General features: G+C 32.7%; 18 protein-coding genes. 8 read left to right on the forward strand and 10 right to left on the reverse strand.

What is annotated here, in order from left to right:
• Positions 1-103: 103 nt before the first annotated feature.
• Positions 104-979 (reverse strand): YDG/SRA domain-containing protein, encoded by an 876-nt coding sequence (locus tag NEF87_RS02430; protein ID WP_457918479.1) that lies wholly within the window; start codon positions 977-979, stop codon positions 104-106.
• Between the two features lie 640 nt (positions 980-1,619).
• Between NEF87_RS02430 and NEF87_RS02435 the strand changes: the two genes are divergently transcribed.
• Complete coding sequence (locus tag NEF87_RS02435; RefSeq protein WP_457918480.1) at positions 1,620-2,162, forward strand: dienelactone hydrolase family protein; 543 nt, start codon at positions 1,620-1,622, stop codon at positions 2,160-2,162.
• A gap of 150 nt (positions 2,163-2,312) precedes the next feature.
• On the opposite strand, the gene NEF87_RS02440 is transcribed toward NEF87_RS02435, so the two are convergent.
• Positions 2,313-2,486, reverse strand: a complete 174-nt coding sequence (locus NEF87_RS02440; protein ID WP_457918481.1) for a hypothetical protein — start codon at positions 2,484-2,486, stop codon at positions 2,313-2,315.
• Between the two features lie 498 nt (positions 2,487-2,984).
• Between NEF87_RS02440 and NEF87_RS02445 the strand changes: the two genes are divergently transcribed.
• The 3 genes from NEF87_RS02445 (at position 2,985) to NEF87_RS02455 (ending at position 5,021) form a co-directional block, all read left to right on the forward strand.
• Complete coding sequence (locus NEF87_RS02445; protein WP_457918482.1) at positions 2,985-3,629, forward strand: TetR/AcrR family transcriptional regulator; 645 nt, start codon at positions 2,985-2,987, stop codon at positions 3,627-3,629.
• A gap of 81 nt (positions 3,630-3,710) precedes the next feature.
• Complete coding sequence (locus NEF87_RS02450; protein WP_457918483.1) at positions 3,711-4,280, forward strand: flavodoxin domain-containing protein; 570 nt, start codon at positions 3,711-3,713, stop codon at positions 4,278-4,280.
• A 60-nt stretch (positions 4,281-4,340) separates the two neighbouring features.
• Positions 4,341-5,021: a hypothetical protein gene (locus tag NEF87_RS02455; RefSeq protein WP_457918484.1), complete on the forward strand. Its 681-nt coding sequence runs from the start codon at positions 4,341-4,343 to the stop codon at positions 5,019-5,021.
• A gap of 78 nt (positions 5,022-5,099) precedes the next feature.
• On the opposite strand, the gene NEF87_RS02460 is transcribed toward NEF87_RS02455, so the two are convergent.
• From NEF87_RS02460 to NEF87_RS02470, 3 genes are all read right to left on the reverse strand, one after another.
• Positions 5,100-5,888: an ASCH domain-containing protein gene (locus tag NEF87_RS02460; RefSeq protein WP_457918485.1), complete on the reverse strand. Its 789-nt coding sequence runs from the start codon at positions 5,886-5,888 to the stop codon at positions 5,100-5,102.
• 192 nt (positions 5,889-6,080) lie between these two features.
• The gene (locus NEF87_RS02465; RefSeq protein ID WP_457918486.1) at positions 6,081-6,449 is read right to left on the reverse strand and encodes a VOC family protein; all 369 of its coding nucleotides are present in this window, start codon (positions 6,447-6,449) and stop codon (positions 6,081-6,083) included.
• Between the two features lie 544 nt (positions 6,450-6,993).
• A complete protein-coding gene (locus tag NEF87_RS02470) occupies positions 6,994-9,126 on the reverse strand; it encodes a hypothetical protein (protein ID WP_457918487.1) in 2,133 nt (710 codons plus the stop codon).
• Positions 9,127-9,272: 146 nt separating this feature from the next.
• Between NEF87_RS02470 and NEF87_RS02475 the strand changes: the two genes are divergently transcribed.
• Positions 9,273-9,713: a hypothetical protein gene (locus NEF87_RS02475; RefSeq protein ID WP_457918488.1), complete on the forward strand. Its 441-nt coding sequence runs from the start codon at positions 9,273-9,275 to the stop codon at positions 9,711-9,713.
• A 68-nt stretch (positions 9,714-9,781) separates the two neighbouring features.
• On the opposite strand, the gene NEF87_RS02480 is transcribed toward NEF87_RS02475, so the two are convergent.
• The 3 genes from NEF87_RS02480 to NEF87_RS02490 form a co-directional block, all read right to left on the reverse strand.
• Positions 9,782-10,576 carry a hypothetical protein gene (locus NEF87_RS02480; RefSeq protein ID WP_457918489.1) on the reverse strand — a complete coding sequence of 265 codons (795 nt, stop codon included), beginning with the start codon at positions 10,574-10,576 and terminating at the stop codon, positions 9,782-9,784.
• 379 nt (positions 10,577-10,955) lie between these two features.
• On the reverse strand, positions 10,956-13,076 hold the full coding sequence (locus tag NEF87_RS02485) for a tetratricopeptide repeat protein (RefSeq protein ID WP_457918490.1): 2,121 nt from the start codon (positions 13,074-13,076) through the stop codon (positions 10,956-10,958).
• A 378-nt stretch (positions 13,077-13,454) separates the two neighbouring features.
• A complete protein-coding gene (locus tag NEF87_RS02490; protein WP_457918491.1) occupies positions 13,455-13,877 on the reverse strand; it encodes a hypothetical protein in 423 nt (140 codons plus the stop codon).
• Positions 13,878-14,508: 631 nt separating this feature from the next.
• Between NEF87_RS02490 and NEF87_RS02495 the strand changes: the two genes are divergently transcribed.
• Together NEF87_RS02495 and NEF87_RS02500 are read left to right on the forward strand one after the other, a co-directional pair.
• Positions 14,509-16,080 (forward strand): TIR domain-containing protein, encoded by a 1,572-nt coding sequence (locus tag NEF87_RS02495; protein WP_457918492.1) that lies wholly within the window; start codon positions 14,509-14,511, stop codon positions 16,078-16,080.
• Between the two features lie 81 nt (positions 16,081-16,161).
• Positions 16,162-17,700 (forward strand): phytoene desaturase family protein, encoded by a 1,539-nt coding sequence (locus NEF87_RS02500; protein WP_457918493.1) that lies wholly within the window; start codon positions 16,162-16,164, stop codon positions 17,698-17,700.
• Positions 17,701-17,754: 54 nt separating this feature from the next.
• Here NEF87_RS02500 and NEF87_RS02505 read toward each other — a convergent pair whose 3' ends face one another.
• On the reverse strand, positions 17,755-20,337 hold the full coding sequence (locus NEF87_RS02505) for an SIR2 family protein (protein WP_457918494.1): 2,583 nt from the start codon (positions 20,335-20,337) through the stop codon (positions 17,755-17,757).
• 175 nt (positions 20,338-20,512) lie between these two features.
• Positions 20,513-21,181 (reverse strand): hypothetical protein, encoded by a 669-nt coding sequence (locus NEF87_RS02510; RefSeq protein WP_457918495.1) that lies wholly within the window; start codon positions 21,179-21,181, stop codon positions 20,513-20,515.
• 195 nt (positions 21,182-21,376) lie between these two features.
• On the opposite strand from NEF87_RS02510, the gene NEF87_RS02515 reads away from it, so the two are divergent.
• Positions 21,377-23,431, forward strand: a complete 2,055-nt coding sequence (locus tag NEF87_RS02515) for a beta-glucosidase (protein ID WP_457918496.1) — start codon at positions 21,377-21,379, stop codon at positions 23,429-23,431.
• Positions 23,432-23,498: the final 67 nt, after the last annotated feature.

The raw sequence follows: 23,498 nt of genomic DNA on the forward strand, positions 1-23,498 counted from the left end.
CACGCAAAAAATAAATATCTGAAGAAGACTGCAAGCGATTGATTTTGAATTTATTTCTCTTCTTACTCCTATCTGCCCAATTTTTTTGAAAAAAATTTATTTTCTACAATTCCAACTCAAAAGCTATTTCATTTTTATGATAATTGAGAAATTCTATCTTCAATTTATGATCATCTAAAACTGTAAGTAATTTTGGCTTAGTTATTCCCATTATCTTAAGATTTGAATCTATCCAAATCGCACCATTATCAAGTAAAACATGATGATTGGGACATAAACACAACATATTATTTACTTCATCAGGACCATTATGAGGTTTCCCAAGAGGTTTAATATGAGCCGCTTCTGCATAAAATAAATTATCTCCCTTTAATTTTAATTGAATATTACAAATTTGACATTTGAAATCATATAATTCCTTAATTTCTCGAATATTCTTTAGTTTTCGTTTTATCCTTGAGGTTGTAACTATAGTTCTCCCTGGTATGGAGATAGAAATATCTGATTCTTGAACAGGAGTATCATCTATTATTTCAAGATTATCCATTGCCTTATGTAATTCAAATCTCCAAATTATATAACCCGCTTTTCCTCTTTCATTCCAATAATTTTTGACATAATATAAACCATCATATCTATATCCTTTTCCTTTACCCAATGACCGAGTAACTCTTACCGGGAGCTCAAAGATCATAGATTTTGCAAGGGCAAGATTCTGTCGCTTTAATAATTGGTCCGCAATCTGTTTACCGGTATTTTCATCCCTACCACCATGTCCGGTATAGATAATGATATCCCCATAATCTTCGTCATCCTCATATCCTCCAGAAATAACAATGGAATCTGCACCTTCAGATTGGGCACCGGTAATGCCAGCTCTTTTATTCATGTGGATTTTTTTGTCATATAGAGCATCTCTACTTGAAAATTTAGTACCAACATCTATTCCAGGGATATGTCCAAATATTCTTTGAGTCATTTTCTTTCAAAATTTTATTTTTCTTATCAGATAAATTATTATTATTCTTAATAAAATAAAAACTCCATTTTTACAAATAGATTGAAAAAAAAGTTTGAAAAAAGATATTCTTTTCCAGTGGTGATCATTCTTGCACTTATTGAGAATAGTAAAGAAGCACCTTCACAAATATTTGAGTAGTGATACAAACTTTCTTTTCTCTTTTTGAATTATGGTTTGTTTTGGAAAATTTATCAATTGTTTATTAATATTGAAATGGATAGAAGTTTCCTCGTTCCACCTATACTTGAATGGTTTCTAGTCAATGAGGGGAAATAATAATCCACCAATAGATTCCAACAGTAAAAGAAGGTTCTTCTTCGAGATTCATATTTATATATTTATCTAAAGTGTCTGCTTCCCGAGAGAATCACTACCCTTATACTTAAGGAATGTATAATTTTAGAAAAATTCAACCTAATTAAGTTAAGCAAATGGAGATATTCCCATAGAAAAAGTAAGTTCAACTTTAATTAATATACAGTTTCTTATTGATTATATGATAAAGATAGAAAACAAGAATAATGGAATTAAAGGATTTATTAGTTATCCAGAGAAAAAGAAGGGATCTGGGATATTACTTTTGCATGCATGATGGGGATTGAATGATTTCATTAAAGATTTATCTCAAAGATTATCTGAAAAAGGATACTTGGTTTTTGCACCTGATCTATACAAGGGAAAAATCGCAGAGAGTATTGAAGAAGCAGAAAAATGCATAAATAGCATGGAAGAAGATGAAACCAAGCACATTTTGGCAGAATCAGTCGATTATCTCTTGAATATAACTAATCGATCCATAAGAGTCATAGGATTTTCTATGGGTGCAGGATGGGCGACTTGGATAGCAAATAATAAACCTGAAAGCATAGAAAAAGTTGTTTTATTTTACGGTACAGGAGAAATTGATTTTTCTAAAACTCATGCTTCCTTTTTATGCCATTTTGCAGAAAATGATCCTTATGAAGATCCTATGTATATAGATCAATTTAAAGAAGCGCTCAAGAAAGCAAATATTCAAGCTACACATTATCATTATCAAGGGACATATCACTGGTTTTTTGAAACAAATCAGGTTGATTATTATAATAAGCAAGCTTCGGAATTAGCATGGAAAAGAACTCTGAAATTTTTAAATGACTAAAAAGTTCATTCAAAGAGAAGATATATTTCATGCACATCCTTATGATTTATAACCAATTTTCTTCGAGAACTACCATTTTCGTATTAAAAAATATCTGAGACCCCGTTTTTGTGTCTTCATTTTGATGAAGTGATAAAAATGTGCACTTTTTTAAAGACCGGCGATTATTTGTATAAATACCATCTGGGAAGGATCTTCTTCAAAGTAAATCGGCGGTAATACATCGACCCCGTAGAGTAAATGAAGGGTAAATGCTTCTTCCACCAAGAAAACAACCCCCTTTTCATTTATAGAGCCAAAAATGTGTGGAAAGATCCGAGTCATTTTTTTAATTACATATTGGAAGACTCTTAATGAAAAAATTTAGTGGACTCCTCTGGGATTTTATCAAGATTTAGAGGAGGGCACTAAATTTTTTCATTTGTTCCACAAATTGAATTTTGTAGTTATCTGGGTCTAGCACATTGGAAAATTTTGTGTTGGGATTCGGCTGAAATGGTCTACTTTCAATGTTAGATCCATGTTTTTTAACAAATTCAAGCATTCGGTTTAGAGAATCTACCTCAAACCCTAAGGAGAAATGATCTTGGTATAATTTTGGCAAATTTTTGGATTTCAACTCATTCTGTTACTAATTTTGTATTGTGGGACATTTTTTGGTATAAGGATAGATTCTGAAAACACAGAAAGTATAAATAAAATAATAATTTATTTACAATGACTGATAGTCATTAAATGAATCTTAGTCATAAAATAACTATGAGTACTAAAAATCAAACTAATATCTATCGGTAATTTAGCAAGCATTCAATGTGATTGGATATGAAAAAAAACCTTACCAGAAGAGAACGTGAAAAAATCCAGCGTACTAATGAGATCCTCACTAGTGCGGAAAAATTATTTTTTAAGAAAGGATATGATGATGTTTCCGTTGAAGAAATTGCGAAAGATGTGGAATTATCCAAAGGAACGATATATTTATACTTCAAAAATAAACAGTCCCTATATTTTGCAATAATCAACAAAGGATTAGTTAAGTTACTTGAGGTATTTCAATCGGTAAGGAATCATGAAAAAACAGGTTATCTGCGCATTATGGGAATTGTGAAAGGATTTGCAGAATACATGCATGATTATGGAAAGTATTATAATCTAAACTATGCTCTTAAAGGGCAACAAATACTAGAAATGCTTGATAATAATATAATTGATAATGCAGATGAATATAATTCATTAACTAGTGAATTATTTCAAATTTTGCAAGAATCAGTTGAATTAGGAATAAACGATGGAACATTGAGGCAAGATTTAGATCCAGTACAAACTACAATACTTCTGGGATCGATAATCGAAGCGATTGTTCATATTCCTTATGAAAAACAAGTCCTTCTTAGTCATTTAAATGTAACTAAGGAAACATACATCAAGCATTCAATTGATGTAATGATGCATGGTATAGCAAATTAACGTAAAAATCGACAAATAACAATAGATGAGTCAATTACATAATGATTATTAAGTCAAATTAAAGACAGAAGTAGAACTAACATGAATCAACCAAAAATTCTTATTGTTTATGGATCTCGATATGGAGCAACAGCGGATAGTGCTAGCAGATTAGCCCACACATTCCGAAAGCATGATAAAGAGGTGACAATAGTCAATTTAGAAAAGGAAAAAGTTCCAATGATAACTAATTATAGATTAGTTGTATTAGGAACTGGAATAAAAATGGACAAGTGGAATCGAATGGCTGAAAAATTCCTTAAATTGCATCACAATGAATTAAAAAAGACCAAATTCGCTCTCTTCGTATCTTCTGGGTATTCAAGGATACTTATTCATAAAAATGATCAAGTAACTCTGGAAAAAAAAAGGAAGAAATACATCACAGATAAAATTCACAAATACAAGGTCGATCCAATTGCTATGAATGTATTTGGAGGAATTTGGGATTATAATAAAATGTCTTCTTGGTTTCGAATGGTTATGACGCCTTTTAAAGAAGAATTAATCTGTGCAGGGATCACAGAAAATCCTCAAGGAACCTTTGATACTAGAGATTTTAATCGAATAGATCAGTGGAGTAAAGATTTACTCCAATTGGTCGATAAATAGAAAGCAAGTTGAACTTTTTTCAAAGTTATAAGAAATAATAAAAATGGAATATGGATTAAAATGGAACAAGATTTAATAAGTGAAATAAAACCAACAATACTTAATAAAACGACTAAGCTTATTACTCAAGTTGTAGGTATTTTTCTTGCATTCTCGAGTTTTGAGCATGGATTATTTGAGAGCTTGCAAGGTAATAAAAAAACCGAAGGGTTTATCATTCAATCAATTTCACAAGATATGCGATTTTGGGAAGGGGGGTCTGAAGAAGCATTTACAATAATTCCGAATTACCTTGTTACGGGGATTTTGGTTATGATTTTGAGTCTTACGATCATAATTTGGCTGCTTTTCTTTTTAAATAACATCTATGGAACCAAGATTCTTGGGTTACTTTTTCTTCTCATAACTTTAGTTGGTGGGGGAATAGGCTATATTCCAATAGTGATTTCATTATTAATTCACTCTTCTAAGATTAATAAACCCATAAAAGAGCAAAATATTAAAATAAATTCAAAAATATGGCCTTTTACAATAGGTTTTGCAACCATAACATGGATAATTTTAATTGAAATTGCGATTTGGGGATATTTTCCAGGAGTGACTGGGCATGACGATCTAATGAATATCGTTTGGATATGCCTCTTATCGACATTCATTTTTGTGAATATCAGTTTCTTATCAGGATATTCTAAAGATAGAGAGAATAATTTAGAATATACGAAATCCAATAGTAATAATTAGTTTTCTCCAAAATAGTATCTGATTTCTTTATGAATTTTTTTTTTTCTACAGAGATGAATTTGTCAGATTACGATAAAACTATTTCTTTTTTAACGTTTTAACCACCCGAAATTCTTCTAATATAATTTTACTCTGCATATTGAAGGAAAGATTGGAAATCTCTGCTTCTTCTGTAAAGAATTCTATATGCACTCGCCGCCAATACTCCAACGATTTATCACCTTCTCCCTCAATTGCAGCAAATTCTGGAGACACTTTATCAAACGGGGTGATAGTCACATTAACTGTTTCAATAATACATCGGGGAAATCCAGCAAAATCTGTGATAATCGATCTTGCACCGAGTTTTGGAAAAGGTTCGTTTTCAGCCAAATATGCATCAACAAGACTAGCGGTTCCACGTTTCGTGCCAGACAAGACCAATTCTGCTAATTTATCAGCATCATGTTCATTCATACAAAAATGCCAAACTGAGAATGGAGCATCCCTTATAGAAAATCCTTCTAAAACCCCGATTTCATAAATTTCAAGGAATTTCTCAGGGGGAATTTTTTCTGGAGTTCCATCGTGAGTAGGAATGAGCAATGGGTGTGATAAAAATGCAATTGATAACCATGAATACCCGGGTATCTTTAATTCGGGTTCAGAAGGAATAAGATAAAATGTAAAATCATATAGATCTTCGGAAGAACTAAATATTTTAAAATCGGTTATGGAACCTATTGATGTTAGGGGTAATTGGTGATCATTCAACCATTCTTTTGCAGAATTTATCTTTGATGGAATGATATACTCACTATTTGTTCCATTTACATTATGTTGCACTAAAAATTGGTGATTTTTGCTAAAAATTAATTCAATATGCACTAGTATTACCTCTTGAAGGTGGTAAAGGCAGAATATAACTTAAATTTTTGTATTACATATACTTTCTGTCTTTTTTAGCGCCAGAAATGTGTGGAAATATCAGATTTTTTTCAGTTACATATTGGAAGACACTTAATCAAAAAAATTTTGTGTACTCTTCTAAATCTTGATAGAAATGCCAGAGGAGTCCACTTAATGATTTTTTCGTTCCACAAATTGAATTTTGTAGTTATCTGGGTCCAGCACATAGAAAAATTTTGTGTTGGGATTCGGCTGAAATGGTCCACTTTCAATGTTTATCCCCTGTTTTTGAACAAATTCAAGCATTCGATCGAGGCAATCTACCTCAAACCCTAAGGAGAAATGATCTTGGTTCTTTGGTATGATGATATGTTTATCCTCAATGAGTTCCACTTGTGTTTCGCCTTCTCCCAAAAAACAAATATTGATTCCTGGGCGAGCTTCAAACCTTCGATTTATGGTAAGACCCACAATCTCTTGATAAAATTTTAAAGATCTTTCCAAATCCTTGACATGTAATGTACACCAACAAAATTTCATAATTTAAACTTCCTTTTTGAGCCATTTTTGTGTATTAATCAATCCTATTTTTGACTTAGGGCAAGAGCATTTAGATAATGTCCGAAAATAGAAAATTTTAAGCATGGTTTAATCTTGTTGTAATTCTTCATGGTATTAGAATCTATCCAACCACTTCCGCCTAAAAGATATCATGAACTGTCCATGAAATAGTCACTCACATCATGGACTTCGGAAGAATTTTCGTCAAAATTTTACCCTTAAAAATATGGAGGATAATACCTTAACCATTTATTTTTTGATGAAATTACCTATTTCTTACAAAAAACCGATTTTTATTCTTCTATGGTTATAATTGAGTTAAAACAAGGAGTTTTGAATTTTTTAAGAATGTTTCTTTCACTTGTTAGTAGTGAAGCATTGATACAAACCACTGCAAAAAACCAACAACATGAAAGCGTTGACATGGAATAATAGTACACAAACGAACCGAAAGCACAATAGGAAAAATATAGAATGTAAAAAAAGAAAAAATTGAATTTAGTAGTATATTTTACATCAACGATTAAATAAATTGTACATTTGTAAACGAAAATGTTGATAACCCATATATCGATTCTGGATTATTCCCTTTCCAAAGGTCACAATTTACCTGTCCAGCAGAAGGAAAACTCACCCTAGCCCCAACCTTCAAAATAAGCGCAGTATATACTGTGATAGAGAGGCCTATCTCAATATTTTTGAAGAATGGAAGCGATAATCCAAATTCTAAGGAATCAGATGAGATATCCGAATAAGTTTCTAAAGAGTAATCTTTTTCCAAGCTTGAAGTAGATGTCCAAGGAAAAGAATCAGGATAATCATCTTGATCCGCAACGGAAAATGCAACAGAATCAGGTGTTTCTTCACCCCACGTATTCCAAGTATTAAAATTAGTTGCATCAAAAACCCATTTTATGTTTTGTATTCCAATTGGAACCCGAAATAGTATATCTGAAGAACCGGGAATTTTTAGATCATAAAAATATAAATCCATTTCTAATGCTTGATAAACTATTAAATCTTCATTCACAGGAGAAATACGATCTACTCCTCCTCCAAATTCAATATCTTCAGAACCTATTGTACCTTCAAATGCACTAGTTCCACCCTCAATACCAAATCCTGAATTAAATATATTTTCAGCAGAGACTTTCAAACCGACAGAAACATCAACATCTGTGTCAGTAAATTCATCATAAGACATGAATGGTTGTACATAACTGGAACCAGAATTATATAAAGTATTTAAGTAGATTCGATTAGTTTGTACTGTAGTTGCTACCCCACTATTACTACCTTCTAAGTAGTCAGAAAAATAATTATCAAAGTAGAAATTTCCTGTACCTCCTCCATAAAAGCGAAATAGCATGGAATTTAGCGGAGAAGTGATGAAATATGCAACTCCAAAACGATAAATCATATCATTTATTAGAATTAAATATTCAGTTGAGTAAGTTGCATCATCATATTTTCTCATCACTAATTTGAAATTATAGAGAACATCTGCCTCAAAATTGAAATCAGGGTAGAAATCTATATATTCATTCATTGAATCACAAACTTTCATATTATTTTTAGTAATCTCAATGAAAAATTCTGCAGAGGAACTTCTATCTTGAAGATCTAAGTATATGAGTGGATCTGTAACACTTCCCAATATTCCAAAATCAAATTGAATCAAAACTGGAGTTGATTCATACCATTGATAAGAATCTACACCAAGATCTTGATCTTGAAAATAAGAACCGGGACTTATTTCTAAACAATTACCGGGATTTCTTTCTAAAAATTCGGTTTCTTTATTTACTAAAGAAAAATCGTTTTGATCTCCATATGTAAAGTCGGAGGGCAAAGTTCCAACAGCTATATCTTCATAATGGTGTCCTAATGGTGAATACTCATTGTTTTCATCAGTTTTAAGAATATTTATTTCCCGATCATCTGAAATTCCATCTCCATCAGCATCATTAAGTACATTTATTGTTACATAATCGTTTTTCGTATTCCAACCATCTGAAACAGAACATCTCATAGTAAATACACCAGATGAAGAAGAACTGAATTGATATGTCAATGCTTCATTATTTTCCCATGCAAAAATTGATTTCACAACTGAACTCCCTTTATAGATTTGTGTCATTCGATAATTATAGGAAATTACTGGGGATGAAGTTGCCTTCCATGTCAAGCTCAGACTTTCACCGGTAGAAATAGAATAACTATTTGTAGGGATTAATGTAAAACTTAAGCTTGGAGCAGTTACTGAAACAGTCACATAATCTGTTTTTGATCCAAATGAATCATAGATCAAGCAATAAAATGATGATGAACCTGTTGAACTAGGATTATATGTATAGGACAAACTCGCACCGTTGGCCCAATCATCAATCTGTTTAACCTTAGTTGTACCCTTAAATATTTTTGCAACACGATTGGCTTGATTATCTGTAGAACTAGCTTTCCATGTCAAAGTTCGGGTTTGTCGAATATCTATAGAAGAATCACTAGGTATTGTAGTAAAAATTGGAGCCTCTTCAACTGGAACTGGAGGATCTGGCATAATAATACGACCTAGAGCAAATGTACCACTGTTTAAAATGCTCATTAAAAATATTGAAGTCAATATTTTCATTACAGTTTTTTTTTTTATTTTCATCTTTATCACAATTTAATATTTCACTATAATTTTTATGTTATAGTGATAACATAATTCTCGTACAAATATATAAATTTATCTAGATAACAATGAAATAGTTATGGATAAATTTAAATATGCCAACTTGTTTCCAATGCATAAGAGTTATGACAGCTTCTGCAAACGAAACAAACACTAGTTCTTCAATTTTTGATATCTCCCTCCTAAAAACATTCAAATTAATTGAGTACTTACAAATTCTAGCAGAAAATCCAAAGGGTCTTTCTAGAATTGAAATTCGAAATATGGTCCCAATCTCTTCTTCCCCCGAAATTAAGTGCACAGAGACTCTTTTTGAAGGAGGTTTTATTGTTAATGTAAAGATCTTGAAAGGAAAAAAATTCAAGTTAACACAAAAAGGGTTAAGCCTTTGGAAGTTAATTCAGGTTGTAGATTTATTTATTAAAAAAACTTCAAAAAAAACTTTAACGACAACCAATGAATTACAATTAATAACAGATGCAATTGAAGAACTGCAAAATTTTAAAGAAGATCTAAGTCGAAATAAAGGGCAAATTGATAGATTAAGTACTTTATATTTCAAATAATCTTTGGAAAGTTTACTTTATTGATATTTGCATGCAACAACAATATCCTTTTCCTATATTAAAAATCTCTAGTCAACACTTATAGGATTTAGTTCTATTTTTTCAATTTTCTCTTTTGGTTTCCTTAAAGATGAATAAATAAAAATGGGAGACATTAAAATGAAAAACTGCCCAATTAATGATGTTAACCATGTATAATTCGGAAAACATAAACCCCGTATCACAAAATAGAACATCCCTATAGGATTTAAATCAATACCTATTATCAGCATTAGGATACGTTTTTTAGTTGTTTCATCATCAGTACTTTTAAGTATTTTAACTAAATGGAACGAGGCAATTATAAAATAGATAAATGGAATTATTGCGGCAAAACCTCCTATACCGTTAAATTTTTCAGCAACGTGAAAATCTCCTGAAGGTGGTAAACTCGATGGTTCAATCACATTATTGAATTCATCCATAATTTTTATAGGAACAAACAATATTAAGCAGGATAAGCTAAAAATCAATATAGATATTTCCAAAAAATGATTTTTTAAGTCGTTAATTTTATTTTCACCATAGACAATTACCTTAACCGCATTAAAAACAAGCAATGCGTAAGTTATAAGGAGGAATTTCTGAATATTCCAAAAAATGGAACAAATTTGAAAGGCTAAAAAGCTATCGGCAGCAAATGTGAACGAAAAACAATCGATGAAGTTATAAATTGCCCAAGTAAGAAATGCCCAAAAAAAGATTTCATTAAGTAAAAACTTTTTCTGGTGTTTAATTTTAAAACCAAAGAAAATAAACACAAATGTCGATATCATTTTGGGTATAATTAGCCATAATCTCAGTTCATCTACAAGCATTTTCATTTTTCCTTTCAATAATAATTTAGTAACTTTAGAAATCTTTCATTTTTATATTTAAAAATCAACCTTTCCAAGATTGGGTGGTGCGTTACTCTTCTATTGATATGAATTTCTGAACTTTTGCAAAATGCGCATGATACACACGATGCACAAGATGCATGTACATCGATCGTTTAAAAAAATATAAATCTTTTGATATAAAATTCATGATATTTTAAATAATTGTGAAAATATTCCCGAAATATTGACAAAAATTGCTCTTTTTTTTTATCAAATTACGGTTGGTCAAGAGAACGAACAATGAAACACCCTTAATAGATGAAATGATCCTTAATAATTATAAAAAAAATAATGAATAATTTAATTTGAAAAATAGTTCCTATTAACCATTTTCGAGTTCATGGACATAAGGACTCGAAGATAGAATATCTAGATTAGAACAAAAACTTTTGATAATATCATCTCGTATTGCCTTCAACCAAGTTTGAGATATATTAACTGCATTTTGGATTTGATTGACATGTGTTGCAAAGATTGCCTTTAACTTTACGCGATTATTGAAAAGTTGTAGAAACTTTTCTGGAAAGATGAGTGTGAGCAAAATATAACTTTCATTATTGGACCGAGACGAAAGCTGACTTGAATCATGGGCAATTGTAGTATAAATAAAAGCACGCAAATCACGATTTCCAAATGGTAAGACCCCAAATAAACCAGTATGATATGATCCACCTTGTCCCAATGTAGTTGCGTAGATGCTACCACAAAGCACTAGTTCAGCATGCGTCGTGGGATCGTCCCCAGCAATATTCACAGAATTTAGAATCACAGGGCCCATTTTTTCATCCACTTTATAAGCGACCAAAGAAATTTCCTTCACATCCCCATTTTCAATTCGATTATATGATAAACCAGGAGAATTTAAGGATAAATGATCTTGAACAATGGTTAATAGCATCTGCTGATTGGGTGATACAGCAGTCTTTGAGGTAAGTTCTGCACCATCAGTTAATTTTAAGAATCCCTCAACTAATTCTCGTAGATTATCCAAGTTTTTTTGAATAGTTATAGATCGTAACTCTAAATAAATCTCTTTTGCTTCTTTTTTCTCATTTTTCAATAATTTCAATAATCCAAAGATGATTTGGACAGAAATAAACTTAGGTATTAGACCCTTTTCTTTAGTAAACATACTCAATTCATTAATGATTTCAAGGGCTTCGGTGAAGTAATCTTCTTTTTGAGTTTTTTGAAACTGTGAAAGGAGGTTCTGAGCAAGAAGAATTTTAGCATTAAATTGGATTTCTATATGATTACTTTTAATTCCATGATGTAAAGCTCGTTGAAGACCTAATTCTACTTCATGGTAAAGACCTCGAGTTAGATCCATCTTTGCTTTTACAATCAATATCTGTGCAAAAGATACCCTCGATTCACATTCAAGAGCCATTTTATCAGCCTTTTTTAGATAAAAATATGTTTCCTCAGAATATCCAAGAGTATTCCATATTTCTGCAGAAAGAATACAAAGATCAATAACACTATTATCAATTTGATATTGATTTGCCAAGGCATTACTTTTTTCTATCATACCAAGGGCTTTCTGATAATTTCCTTTAAATATCCATATTTTAGCATAGATATAGTAACTTTTGATTATTTGATCAGTATATTGTGTTTCAAGAAACATTTCCAACGCTTTTTCAATTAATTCTTGAGCATTATCAACGTTTCCAATTTCTAAGGAAAATTTTGCATAACTTTTGTTCAACAAACCAATAGTCATTTTATCCGAAATTTGGTTTGCAATTAAAATTCCCTCTTCATATGCTTGTTTAGCCTTTTCAAATTCACCAAAAAGGTACCAAATATCACCAAGATTATTTAGAGAAATGCTAGTTCCACGATTATAACTATTTTCTTTGCTGATCGTGTAGCATTGATTATAACAGTTTTCTGCCTGTTTCAAATCTCCTAAAAGTTCATAATTTAAAGCGACATTATTATAATATCGAGCAGCCATGTATTTCTTTTCAGGATAAGATTCTACTTGGGATATTAAATCATTACCCAATTCAATTGCATCGTGATATTTACCTAATCGATGCAAAGCCACAATTTTTGTATTCATTAATTCCAAATATGCATCAAATTGCGGAGTAATGGAAATCAATTTCTCTGCTTTGTCAATTATTTTTAGGGCTTCTAAATTGTATCCTAATGTTTGTTTAAAATCTGCCATAACAGCGAGAGCTTTGATTTCTACTTCTGGAAAATTTAAGGTTGACAAAATTCTGAGAATGGCATCTAATTCATCAATTGCTTGATTGACTTTGCCATCGCGAGCTCTTAAAGAACACTGTAAAATTTCAGCGCGATATTTGTATTCTTTTGAGATATTTTGCGAGAGTAATCCATTCAGTAGAATTTCTGCTTCATTTGGGGATGTATCAATTTTAATTTTTATTTTTTTTATCTGAGATTCAATTTGATTACAATCCATGATGAGCACCATTATATTATGTGGTTAAATTAAACTCAAGTTAAAATTTTAAAAATCTAACTGATTGATAATTGAATTTGAATTATTTTTTTTTGATTCTCCTACCACTTCTGTCTTATGGTAAGTTTACAGGAAATGGATGGTAATCAACCAAAAAATTCACTCTATAGATTGGTTTACTCAAATGAAAATGAGTTTAATCTCTGAAAAGGGAGAAAATCAAGCTATGCGAGAAAATATGTTCTTTCATTAAAAAATCGAAATGTACACTTCATGAAATTTTATCGAATTATTAATGATAGAAGTTTTTCTTGTATATCATAGGTTTTTAGATGAACCTATGGGGGAAAGCAAGGAAATATAGAGTTCAAAAAAGGATTAGAAGATAGATTTGAAATTAGCCACCATTTTTTCATTTTTATTGAAGAAATACTCAACCAATTTTTCAAAACCTTCAAATTGAGCAAGATTTCCATTCCATGCCAAAATATCACTCGGGGCAAATTGAGTTTTAAAAATTTCAGAGATCTCATGGAGCATTTTGTTCATGTTTTTCCGTTTCCGAGTATGAGTGCTTCGAGCTACAATCGTAGTCTTATAAGGAGCAAGATAGAGACTCATTAAAAAATTCTCACCCATTGTAATGTCATCTATCGCAGTATCGGAACATTGTCGTCCAAATTGATTGATGGCGGTGAAAAAACTTCCGAAGAGCAAGGGATTCATCTTGCTATCCACGGCATAGTTAAACATACACGATCCTGCTTCATTTAAAATCCAAAGTTCATCTAATTCATTCATAGTGGGAACCTAAAAAATTATTTTTTTTTAGAAAGTCTTAATGAGATATTCGAGCATGGTTATTTATTTGTCATTTCTCGGAAACATTGCAATACAGTTTTGATCAATTTTTTAGACAAAAGAGTATTTTTTAATGCTTTCTGAGGGTTATTTATATTGTGTTATGTAAAAATATAAATCTAAGCAAAAAAACTGAAGTAGGGAAAACAGATGGCCCATTTTGCAGATTTGACGGATTCAACTATACAGTGTATTGGAATTTACAAATTTGAAAATAATAGTTCAGTTTTGCAAAAAAAAATTTCCTTTAAATAAGTACAACCAAATCCAACAAACATGCTTATCGTTCCTTTGAGTTAATTTACCACAAATTTTCCAAGTCCAACGCCAGCATAAAAAACAAATATAACGAATAAATTATGCAGAATTGACAACCAAAATAATATAGATGTGGTATCTTAGGATTAATGGTTAATAGCACCGATCCACTTACCACAAACTATAAGAAAAATTCATTTAAAGTCAATAAATAACTTCAATTTCCTATTCCTTAGGAAAAGCGAGATAATAACAACCTTTTTTAAGATAATTCCCCAGATAATGTTATTAATGATAAAGGAATGAAAAAAAAATGACAAGTTGTATTAGATGTAAAGGTACGGGAAAGTGTAAATTTTGCCTTGGTACGGGAAAAAAAGGAAGGCTCGATTGCATGCATTGCAATGGAACTGGAAAATGTAATTTCTGCGGAGGGATAATCGGTAATAACTCCCAAGGATCATTCAATATCCCACAAGAAAATTTTGGAGGAAGACAACAAAGTGCTTCACCATTTGAAACAGCAAAATCAATAGTAGGGATGGCAATTGATAAACTATATTCCAATAATCCAATGGATCGAAGAGACGGAATTAAAATGCTTAATAGTCATGATGCATTTCATGAAAGATCTGCAGCTCTTGGTCCTGCGATTCAGATATATCCAAATGAAACAGATCTAGAAGTTAAACGAGGGTTGTTGCAAGTAATTTCTTTCGGATGTGTACGTTCAAAGGATTCCAATGCATATGCAATTTTATCATCGGCTCTAAATGATGAGGATATGATTGTTCAGTTTACTGCAATCCAAGGATTGGTAAATTTTGGTGAACAAGGAGCGATTGCCCTTCCAAAAATTCGTGAATTATATTCCAACCCTTCAACCCCAAGTGCGATTAAGCGATCCTTAATGCGAAGTATTTCTGAAATGGGAACTGTTGCTGAACCAGTTTACAGTATTATTACAGGAGAATTAGCAAGTACTTCATATTTAATGCGAAAAGCAACTAAAAATGCCGTGAAGCGTTTACGAAAGAAGGGTGTAAACATGGTTGGATATTTGATTAAACAACTTGAAGTTGGAGATTCTGACCAAAAAATTTCAGCTTGTGAAGGTTTAGGTAGTATGGCAAAGGATGCAGCGGCAAGTGCAAGTAGTTTAGGAGAACTTCTAAACGATGAATCCCCTGGTGTGCGTGCAAAAGCAGCTTGGGCATTATATAAGTTAGAAAAAAAAGCAGCACCTGCGGAAAAAGCACTAAAACAAGCTCTAAATGATGAGTCTTCTGCTGTTCAGAAATATTCTCTTAAGTGTCTTAAAAAATTGAAAAAGCTAACGAAAGAACTAAAAGAAGAAATCAAGATGTTGGAATCTCTTGATAAGGAAATGAAACTCTGGAGAAATAAATTCATTTCGATCTATCCTGAACCTTCAACAAAGGATCAAGAAGAAAATAATACTTCTGGAACTAATGAACAACAAATAAAAAATGTGTTTTTTATGAGCCATGCCCTACCCGATTTTCCATGGGTGAAAAAGTGTATGGATGTAATTGAATCATGGCCTGGTTGTCGCGTATGGACTTGTGAACGCGATATTCCTGTTGGAGGAGATTGGTTAGAATCCATTTACAACGGTCTCGAAATCTGTTCGTGGTATCTACTGTTTTGGAGTGACCATGCTGAAAAATCAAAATGGACAAATGAAGAAATTCGAGAAGCAAAGACACGACAAGTCGCCAATGAAAAACCTCATATCAGCGTCATTAATTTAGGGAAAGAAGATTGGCCAATTCTGTTGTCTCGATATCAGGGAACTGTGATGAAATCAGATGAGGATGTTGCTACATATTTGGCAAATTTAAAAACCCAAGTAGAATTCTGATTTATTTTTCTTATAAAATTTTTTCACTATTTGCTTAATGTAAACCTCAAGCTTTTTTTTCTTTAAAGGAAATCTCTAGTTATGAGTCGAATTTCCATCATAGGGGGAGGTTTAGCAGGATTAACCGGTGGAGCATTTTTAGCCAAACATGGACATCACGTTCAGATCTTTGAACAATTTACCGAATTAGGCGGAGTTGCAGCCACAATAACTCAAGATGGATACAAATGGGATATTGGCCCACTGCTTTTAGAGGGGTTTGGCCCCAATGAGCTGGTTCGTAATATATTAGAAGAACTAGATTTAATGCAACAACTCCGAATTGTGAAAGAGGATCGCGGGTTGAGTACACCTGACTTTACCTTCTGGCGCCCGAAAGAATATCAAGGATTGTATTGGCGTCGAGAAATGTTACGTAAACAGTTCCCAGACCAAAGCACCAATTTAGATCGCTATTATCGATTCTATGTGCGAATGATTCGAATTGTGACCTTATTCAAGCAATCAGAAGAAAGTCAAGGCCTAAAAAAATATTGGTTGAAATTGCGCCTACTACTTACAGCCTTACCCATAAAAAAAATGCAAGAATGGAACGCCACGCAGTTATTAGATCACTTTTTTTCTAATGAAAAAATCAAAGGAATGCTTGCGGGGATATTAGCCGATTTTGTTACCCGTCCCAGTGAATTTCAGGGAGTGGGAATTCCAATGGTGAATATTGAGACTGCCTTTGATAAACGTATTCCTCTTGCAATAGATAAGCATACGATTCAACCCCAATACAATTATATCATTGGAGGCTGTGGGGAGATGGTACAATTGTTGGTAAAATTTATCGAAAATCATGGAGGATCATTCCATACAAATTCAAAAGTTCAGAAAATCCTAATAAATCAAGATATAGCTGAAGGAATTCGATTAGAAAATGGTGAGGAAATTGAAAGCGATATTGTTCTAGCAACCAGTGATATTTTTTCAACTTGTAATTCCTTAATTGGAAAAGAATTGTTACCAAATTCAACACGACAATATTTGACGGAAATAAAATACATGGAATCAGTATTTATGGTTCATATTGGTGTAGACTTTGATCCCACCCCTTACCAACCAGCTGCATTATGTTATTACTATGGAACCTATGATATTGAAAATGCAGTGGAAAAAATTAACAACGGGATTTATCATGAAGGCGCTGATGGATTTCTGATCTATATCCCATCGATGCACTCCTCAGAGATGGCCCCACCTCATCATCATGCGATTACGATCTACACAGTGGCCCCAAACCACATTAAAGGTGGAGATTGGGAAACTCAAAAAGAAGTTCTTGCCGATAAATTACTTGAATATGCAGAAAAAACCATTCCTGGATTACGGAAACATACGAAAACGCGCATAATCATGACGCCTATTGATTTTCGAAAACGAATAAACGTCCACCACCATAGTTTTGGAGGTCTACCTCCCATTATGGGTCAAAAAGGATTTGCACATCAAACTCCTATTGGAAATTTATTCTATGCGGGATGTCAAAGTGAAAGCACAGGAGGAATTGCTAATACAATGAATGGTGGAAAGAAAGTAGCCCGGATTATTGATAGGTATTTGAAATCGAAATAGAAATTGAAAAAAAGTAGAAACTCCGAAATCTAAGTCCTATTTTTAGAACTTTTTTTAAGATTGTATAGCATTTATTACACTTGAATACCCTAGAGATTTGGCCAGAGCTTCTGCAAATTTGGCACCCAATTTTCGTGATGGCATGTTAATTGAAGCAGCATTTCCTTTATAGGCAGGATGATATTGATATAAAATATTTAAGGCTGATTTGGGATTTCCAGATTCATTCATCAGTTTTGCAGCACGATAGATAATTGTATCTGCCCATAAAGGTTGAACTGTTAATTTTATTGCATCCAAACAAATTAAATAAAAAGAAAGCGCTTTTTTTGGATCACCAGATCGTTCATAGAAAGCAGCTAAGGAACTGGGAATACCATCAGAGGTGGCTTCAGTTACAACCCCATTACTTAATTCCAAACTTTTTAGAGTAGCTTTTTCACAAAGTGTTATGTCATTCCCCATTTCACTTAAATTTACTAAGAACCCACAAAATTTCTGAACAAACCGATCTGATAAATGTTTAAATGCTTTTTTTTGCCAAATATCACAATTTTTCTTCAAATATTTAAAAATCGATGGATGACTGGAATATTTTGGTAATTCTCCTCCATCCCACATGCGTTGATATTCCTTCAATCCTGTAGGATCTAACCATTTTGTTCCCAAAATCCATAATGCTAAAATCAACATTTCCATCAATATTTCATTGTTTCCCGAATTGTAATAAGAATGATGAAATATTGCATAAAATGGTTCACGTAAAAGATTATCAAATCCCTCTAATACTATTGGAGAAAGTTCTTTTTCCTTATCTACACTAATTGCAGATACTAGAGCAAGATATTCTTGTCGCTGGTAAAATCGTTGATACCAAAGAGGTCCCATTCTCATTAAAGTGATCACTAGTGCTTCCATCTGCTCTTCAAATTTCTTTGGGTTTGAAGATCGAACGACTGCGTTTATTTGTTTTTCAATCAATTTTTCAATATCAATGGTCATCCCCATTCTAAAATTTTGAGCTGCGGTTGTAATTGTCATCATTTCTTTTTGAAAATCATCCTTAGTTATTTTTCCTGCCAGTAATTGATCCTTCAAATCCCGCATCTGCTGTTCATAAGGACGCCAATATTTTTCCTCTGGATGGAGCATATTGGCTAAACTACCTTGAATTTGCATCTCAATTGCAGCATCCTCAGAATTTTGAGAGCTAAGCTCTTTATATTTTTGAATAAATTCATAGGATTTTTTTAACGATTCTTCAACCGAGAAAAATCGAGTGAAGGATCTAAGGTACGAAATAAATGTTGGAAGGTATGACATGTTATCTGTAATTCCAGGATATTTATTTTGAGCAATGGTTTCTTTAATCGCAGGCTTAAATTTATTCCTAATCCCAGCCAACTGCATATCGATCTGAATCTGCATCAATTTTTGTTGATAATCTTCTAAGCTTATTTCTTTTTGAGCATATTTCTGGCCTAATACTGTCATTTGATCAGTAAAATTGTAGGTAATTGCATCAGTATCCTCACTTTCTTCTTTAGATTGTTGAACTACTGCTTGATATCGTTCCGAAAAGATCATACTTTGAGTGATGGACAGTCCAATAAGGTGTGATTCAGGAAATTTTTGGACCCAACTTTGAAAATATGAAAACCTATCCTGTTTAATTTTTTGTAATTGGTCTTTTCCAGCACTTTTAGAAAATATTTTCATAGTAGATCTCCCAATTTTGATGAGTTTATTAGAATTAACCGCTTCTAGAAATCCACTTGGTAGATCTGTTTCAAGAAATTGTAATTTGGAATAAAATTCCCCAAAAATTTCTTGAAAATCAGGAGTTTTTTCGTCTTTTGATCGGAGATTCCAATATATTTTTTGAATTTTTGGCCCAACACGCTTCCAAAATCGACGATAATTGAGATGAAGAAAATCCCATCCTGAATAACCTAAGAAAAGGCAGGGAAAATGCGACAAGAATGTTTCAAATACATTTGCTTTGGGAGCAGAAAAACCTTTTGCACTTTTATAGGCAGAAGCGACGCTGATAATAGTATTGGGTTGATCAATAGTCCCATGTAATTTACAGAGATAAAATGTATTCTTGGATTTTTGCATACCCGATGGAGAAAGATTTTTAATTTGATCAAATACAGTATCATATTCTTTATTGTCAAGAACTATTTTGTATTTGACCCCTTCGGCTTTTAGAGCCCGTTCTAAAAAGATATCGAAGTTAGTTGTAAAACAAGCTTTTAAAATACCTTTTTTGGCGAGTTTTGCAATCATTATATGATTTCCATTTGCGCTCCCTACATCCAAGGCTTTGAACGCGGGATACAATTCATCATCAAGAATTTCAGCAAAGGTTTCAAAAACTTCTTCAGGATGTCGTTCAGAAGAATTTAAAAGTAAATCAGAAGGAATATCATAGTCTTCGGGAATCGCTTGAAAGAAAGCTTCTAAAATTTCTTCGGTTAAGGTCCACCAACTTGGAGAACAGCTTGGTTGAGGTATGGAAATTCCGGCTCCACAAAAAGCAATAAAACCATGGTCAATTAAAGGTTCAATTACATCCTTTAACGAAGGAAGAGGGGCATGAAGGGAATTATCTTTTTTTTTTTTTATACTCATAAAACTCATATCTTGGGAAAAAATGTTTATGACCTAATGATCTCATTCTATTATTTAATAATTTTGTTTGGATTCCCAAATCAGACCTAAAACCAGAAAAATAGATAGGACTGTTTCATTCCATTTAAGCTGAAAAAATTAAGAATTCCGCCATTAAGCAAGAAGAAGATTGATTTCAATCTAGTGAAAATGGGGATAATTTTACAGCAAACTTATAGAATTTGCGAGAAACATGGCGCATATCATATTTCTTCAGATTTTTCCCCGCAATGGATGGATTTTGTCTATCGCTTTGTACTTCATATCCAGTTTGGGCAAAATAAAGATTAATAAGATGAATTAGAAAAATATGAAATTTGGGACCGAGGTTGTGACTTCCTACAATGTAGATAAATTTTCCTCTCTTATGGGATTTACATTCATCAAACCACCCATGACCCTTAGGAGAAAGAATATACTTAACAAAATATTCCGCCAGAATTTCAGGAAATTTGGGATCAAGAAAATTCTCCTTTGGATCCATTTTGGCGATCTCACTCATAGATAAATCATAAGATATTTGGGCTAATTCCAACAAATCCTCATCATTGCACCTATCGAATAGGAAATGGAGCATACTTTGAGAAAAAATAGATTTAGGATTATGATACTTTGGGTTCCCGAGATTAAGAAACATAATACTTGAAACAGAATCCCGAATCAATTGAGTTTTAGTAGTTGATACTATTTTTGAATATGTATCTAACATTTTATTTGTTTCAGAGTCTAACCGTAAGGATATACGATGATTTGCCTCTGGTTGACTTTCAAATGTTTTTTTTTTTTTAATCTCTGTTTTTTTCATTTGAATTCACAGGGTTTCTAAACTTGCATGCAAGGTTTAAATTAAAGGATCTTAATTAGAAGATTTATTTATATATAATTTGGCATATAATTCTATTTAAATAACGATCATCTTTAAATTATATTCTATCCCTAAAAAATTAAACTAATATTTTTACAGCATTAATTTTAAGATGTAGAATAATGAGTGATGTAAATGGATACATATTTAGATAACAATAAAGAAATCGAGGAAAGAGCGTCAGATTTACTACTTAGAATGACAATAGAAGAAAAAATTCTCCTTTTGCGAGGTAAAGACTTCTGGACAACGAATTCCATCGAACGTTTAAAAATTCCCTCCTTTGGGATGACGGACGGACCCTTGGGTGTAGCAGCTCATTCAAGTTTCAAGGGAAAACGTACTCGTTTCCCAGCGACAATTGGGTTGGCTGCCACGTGGAACAAAGAATTAGCCTATCAGATGGGAAAGGCTATTGGTAAGGAAACGAAATTGGCAGGCAGACATCAAATTCTAGGACCTGGGGTTAATCTAATTCGATCTCCTTTATGTGGAAGAAATTTCGAATATTTGAGTGAAGATCCAATCCTTTCCTCAGAACTTGGGGCAGAATTGGTCAAGGGAATCCAATCAGAAAAAACCGCCTCATGTATTAAACACTATATTACTAATAATAGTGAAACTAAACGGATGAAAATTAGTACCGAAATCAGTGAAAGGGCTCTGCAAGAAGTCTATGTGAAAAATTACAAAAGAATTATTGAAAAAGCTGATCCGTGGGGTTTGATGGTTTGCTATAATAAAATTAACGGCACTTACGGTGCAGAAAATAAATATATTCTTCGAGATATTCTTCGAGATCAACTACATTTTACTGGTCATGTAGTAACTGACTGGGGAGCGTCTCGTGGAGCAGTGGAAGGAGCAGCAGGATGCATTAAAGCAGGATTAAATTTGGAGATGCCTGGTCTTTTCTTGGCCAAAACTTTGAAACCCAAAAAAGTAATGAAGGCAATAAATGAAGGAAAAATCATAGAAGCTGATATTGATTATGTTGTAAAACCTTTACTCCGTACATTCTTCAGGGTAGGTTTATTTGATCATCCAACGCCTAAAACCCAGAAAATTATAGATATTCAAGAACATCAAGCAATCGCTCAAGCAGTTGCGGAAGAGAGCATGGTATTATTGAAAAACGATGGTCATATTCTTCCTGTTAACCTTGAGAAAACTAAAAAATTCGCTATTATGGGACCAAATGCAAAAAAAATTTTTGGAAAATATCTACAAGGAGGAAGTTCTGCCGCAGTTCCCCCTCGATTTGTGACGCCATATGATGGAATTACAAAATTTATTGGAGAGAAGGGAGAAATCGTAGAAGAACCCGAGGATGCAGATATAGTATTTTTAATACTTGGATTGGATCATGGAAGTAATATGCTTAAAGCAATGCTCACTAAAATGGAAGGTGATACAGAAGGAAAAGATCGCACTAAATATAATTTACCTGATGACCAAATGCAACTATTTTATGATACTATCCAACGAAATTCAAATACTGTGGTTATCTTAATTGCTGGAAGTCCGATTGATTGTGCTCCATTTTTGGAAAAATCCCCAGCCCTTCTCAATGCATGGTATCCTGGAATGATGGGAGGTAATGCACTGGCGAGAATTCTTTTTGGAGAAATTTCACCTTCGGGGAAACTCCCAGTAACCTTTCCTAAAAAATTGAAGGATCATCCTGCTCATCTCTCGAAAGATCGATTCCCTGGCGATTTAAAGAACTTAAAAATTCATTTTGATGAAGGGATTTATATTGGATATCGTTATTTTGATAAAGAGAATGTTGTTCCACAATTTCCATTTGGATATGGGCTCTCTTACACCACATTTGAACTTTCTAATCTAAGATTAGTTAAAGCACAAATTGCCAGTTCTGGAACGTTCAATGTGTCTGTGGATGTGAAAAATACGGGTTCAATTGCAGGATCGGAAGTAATCCAGATTTATCTCGCAGATGATGAAGCGACCGTTGAACGTCCTTTGAGAGAACTCCAAGGTTTTGGCAAAGTACATTTGGTTCCAGGTGAAACAAAGACAGTAATTATCACTTTGGAGAAATCTGCTTTCGAATTTTATTCTGTCAAGGATCATAAATTTATTGCGGAATCAGGAGGTTTTACCATATATGCAGGGACCTCCTCCCGAGATCTACCCCTAAATATAAATTTGCAATATCAAACCTAAATGAAACGATTTTTTTCCTTTTTTTGGTGACCCAATGATACTCTGATTTTGAAGTTCATATATTTCG

The organism is Candidatus Lokiarchaeum ossiferum (assembly GCA_025839675.1).
GTDB classification, from domain to species: Archaea; Asgardarchaeota; Lokiarchaeia; order Sigyniarchaeales; family Promethearchaeaceae; genus Lokiarchaeum; species Lokiarchaeum ossiferum.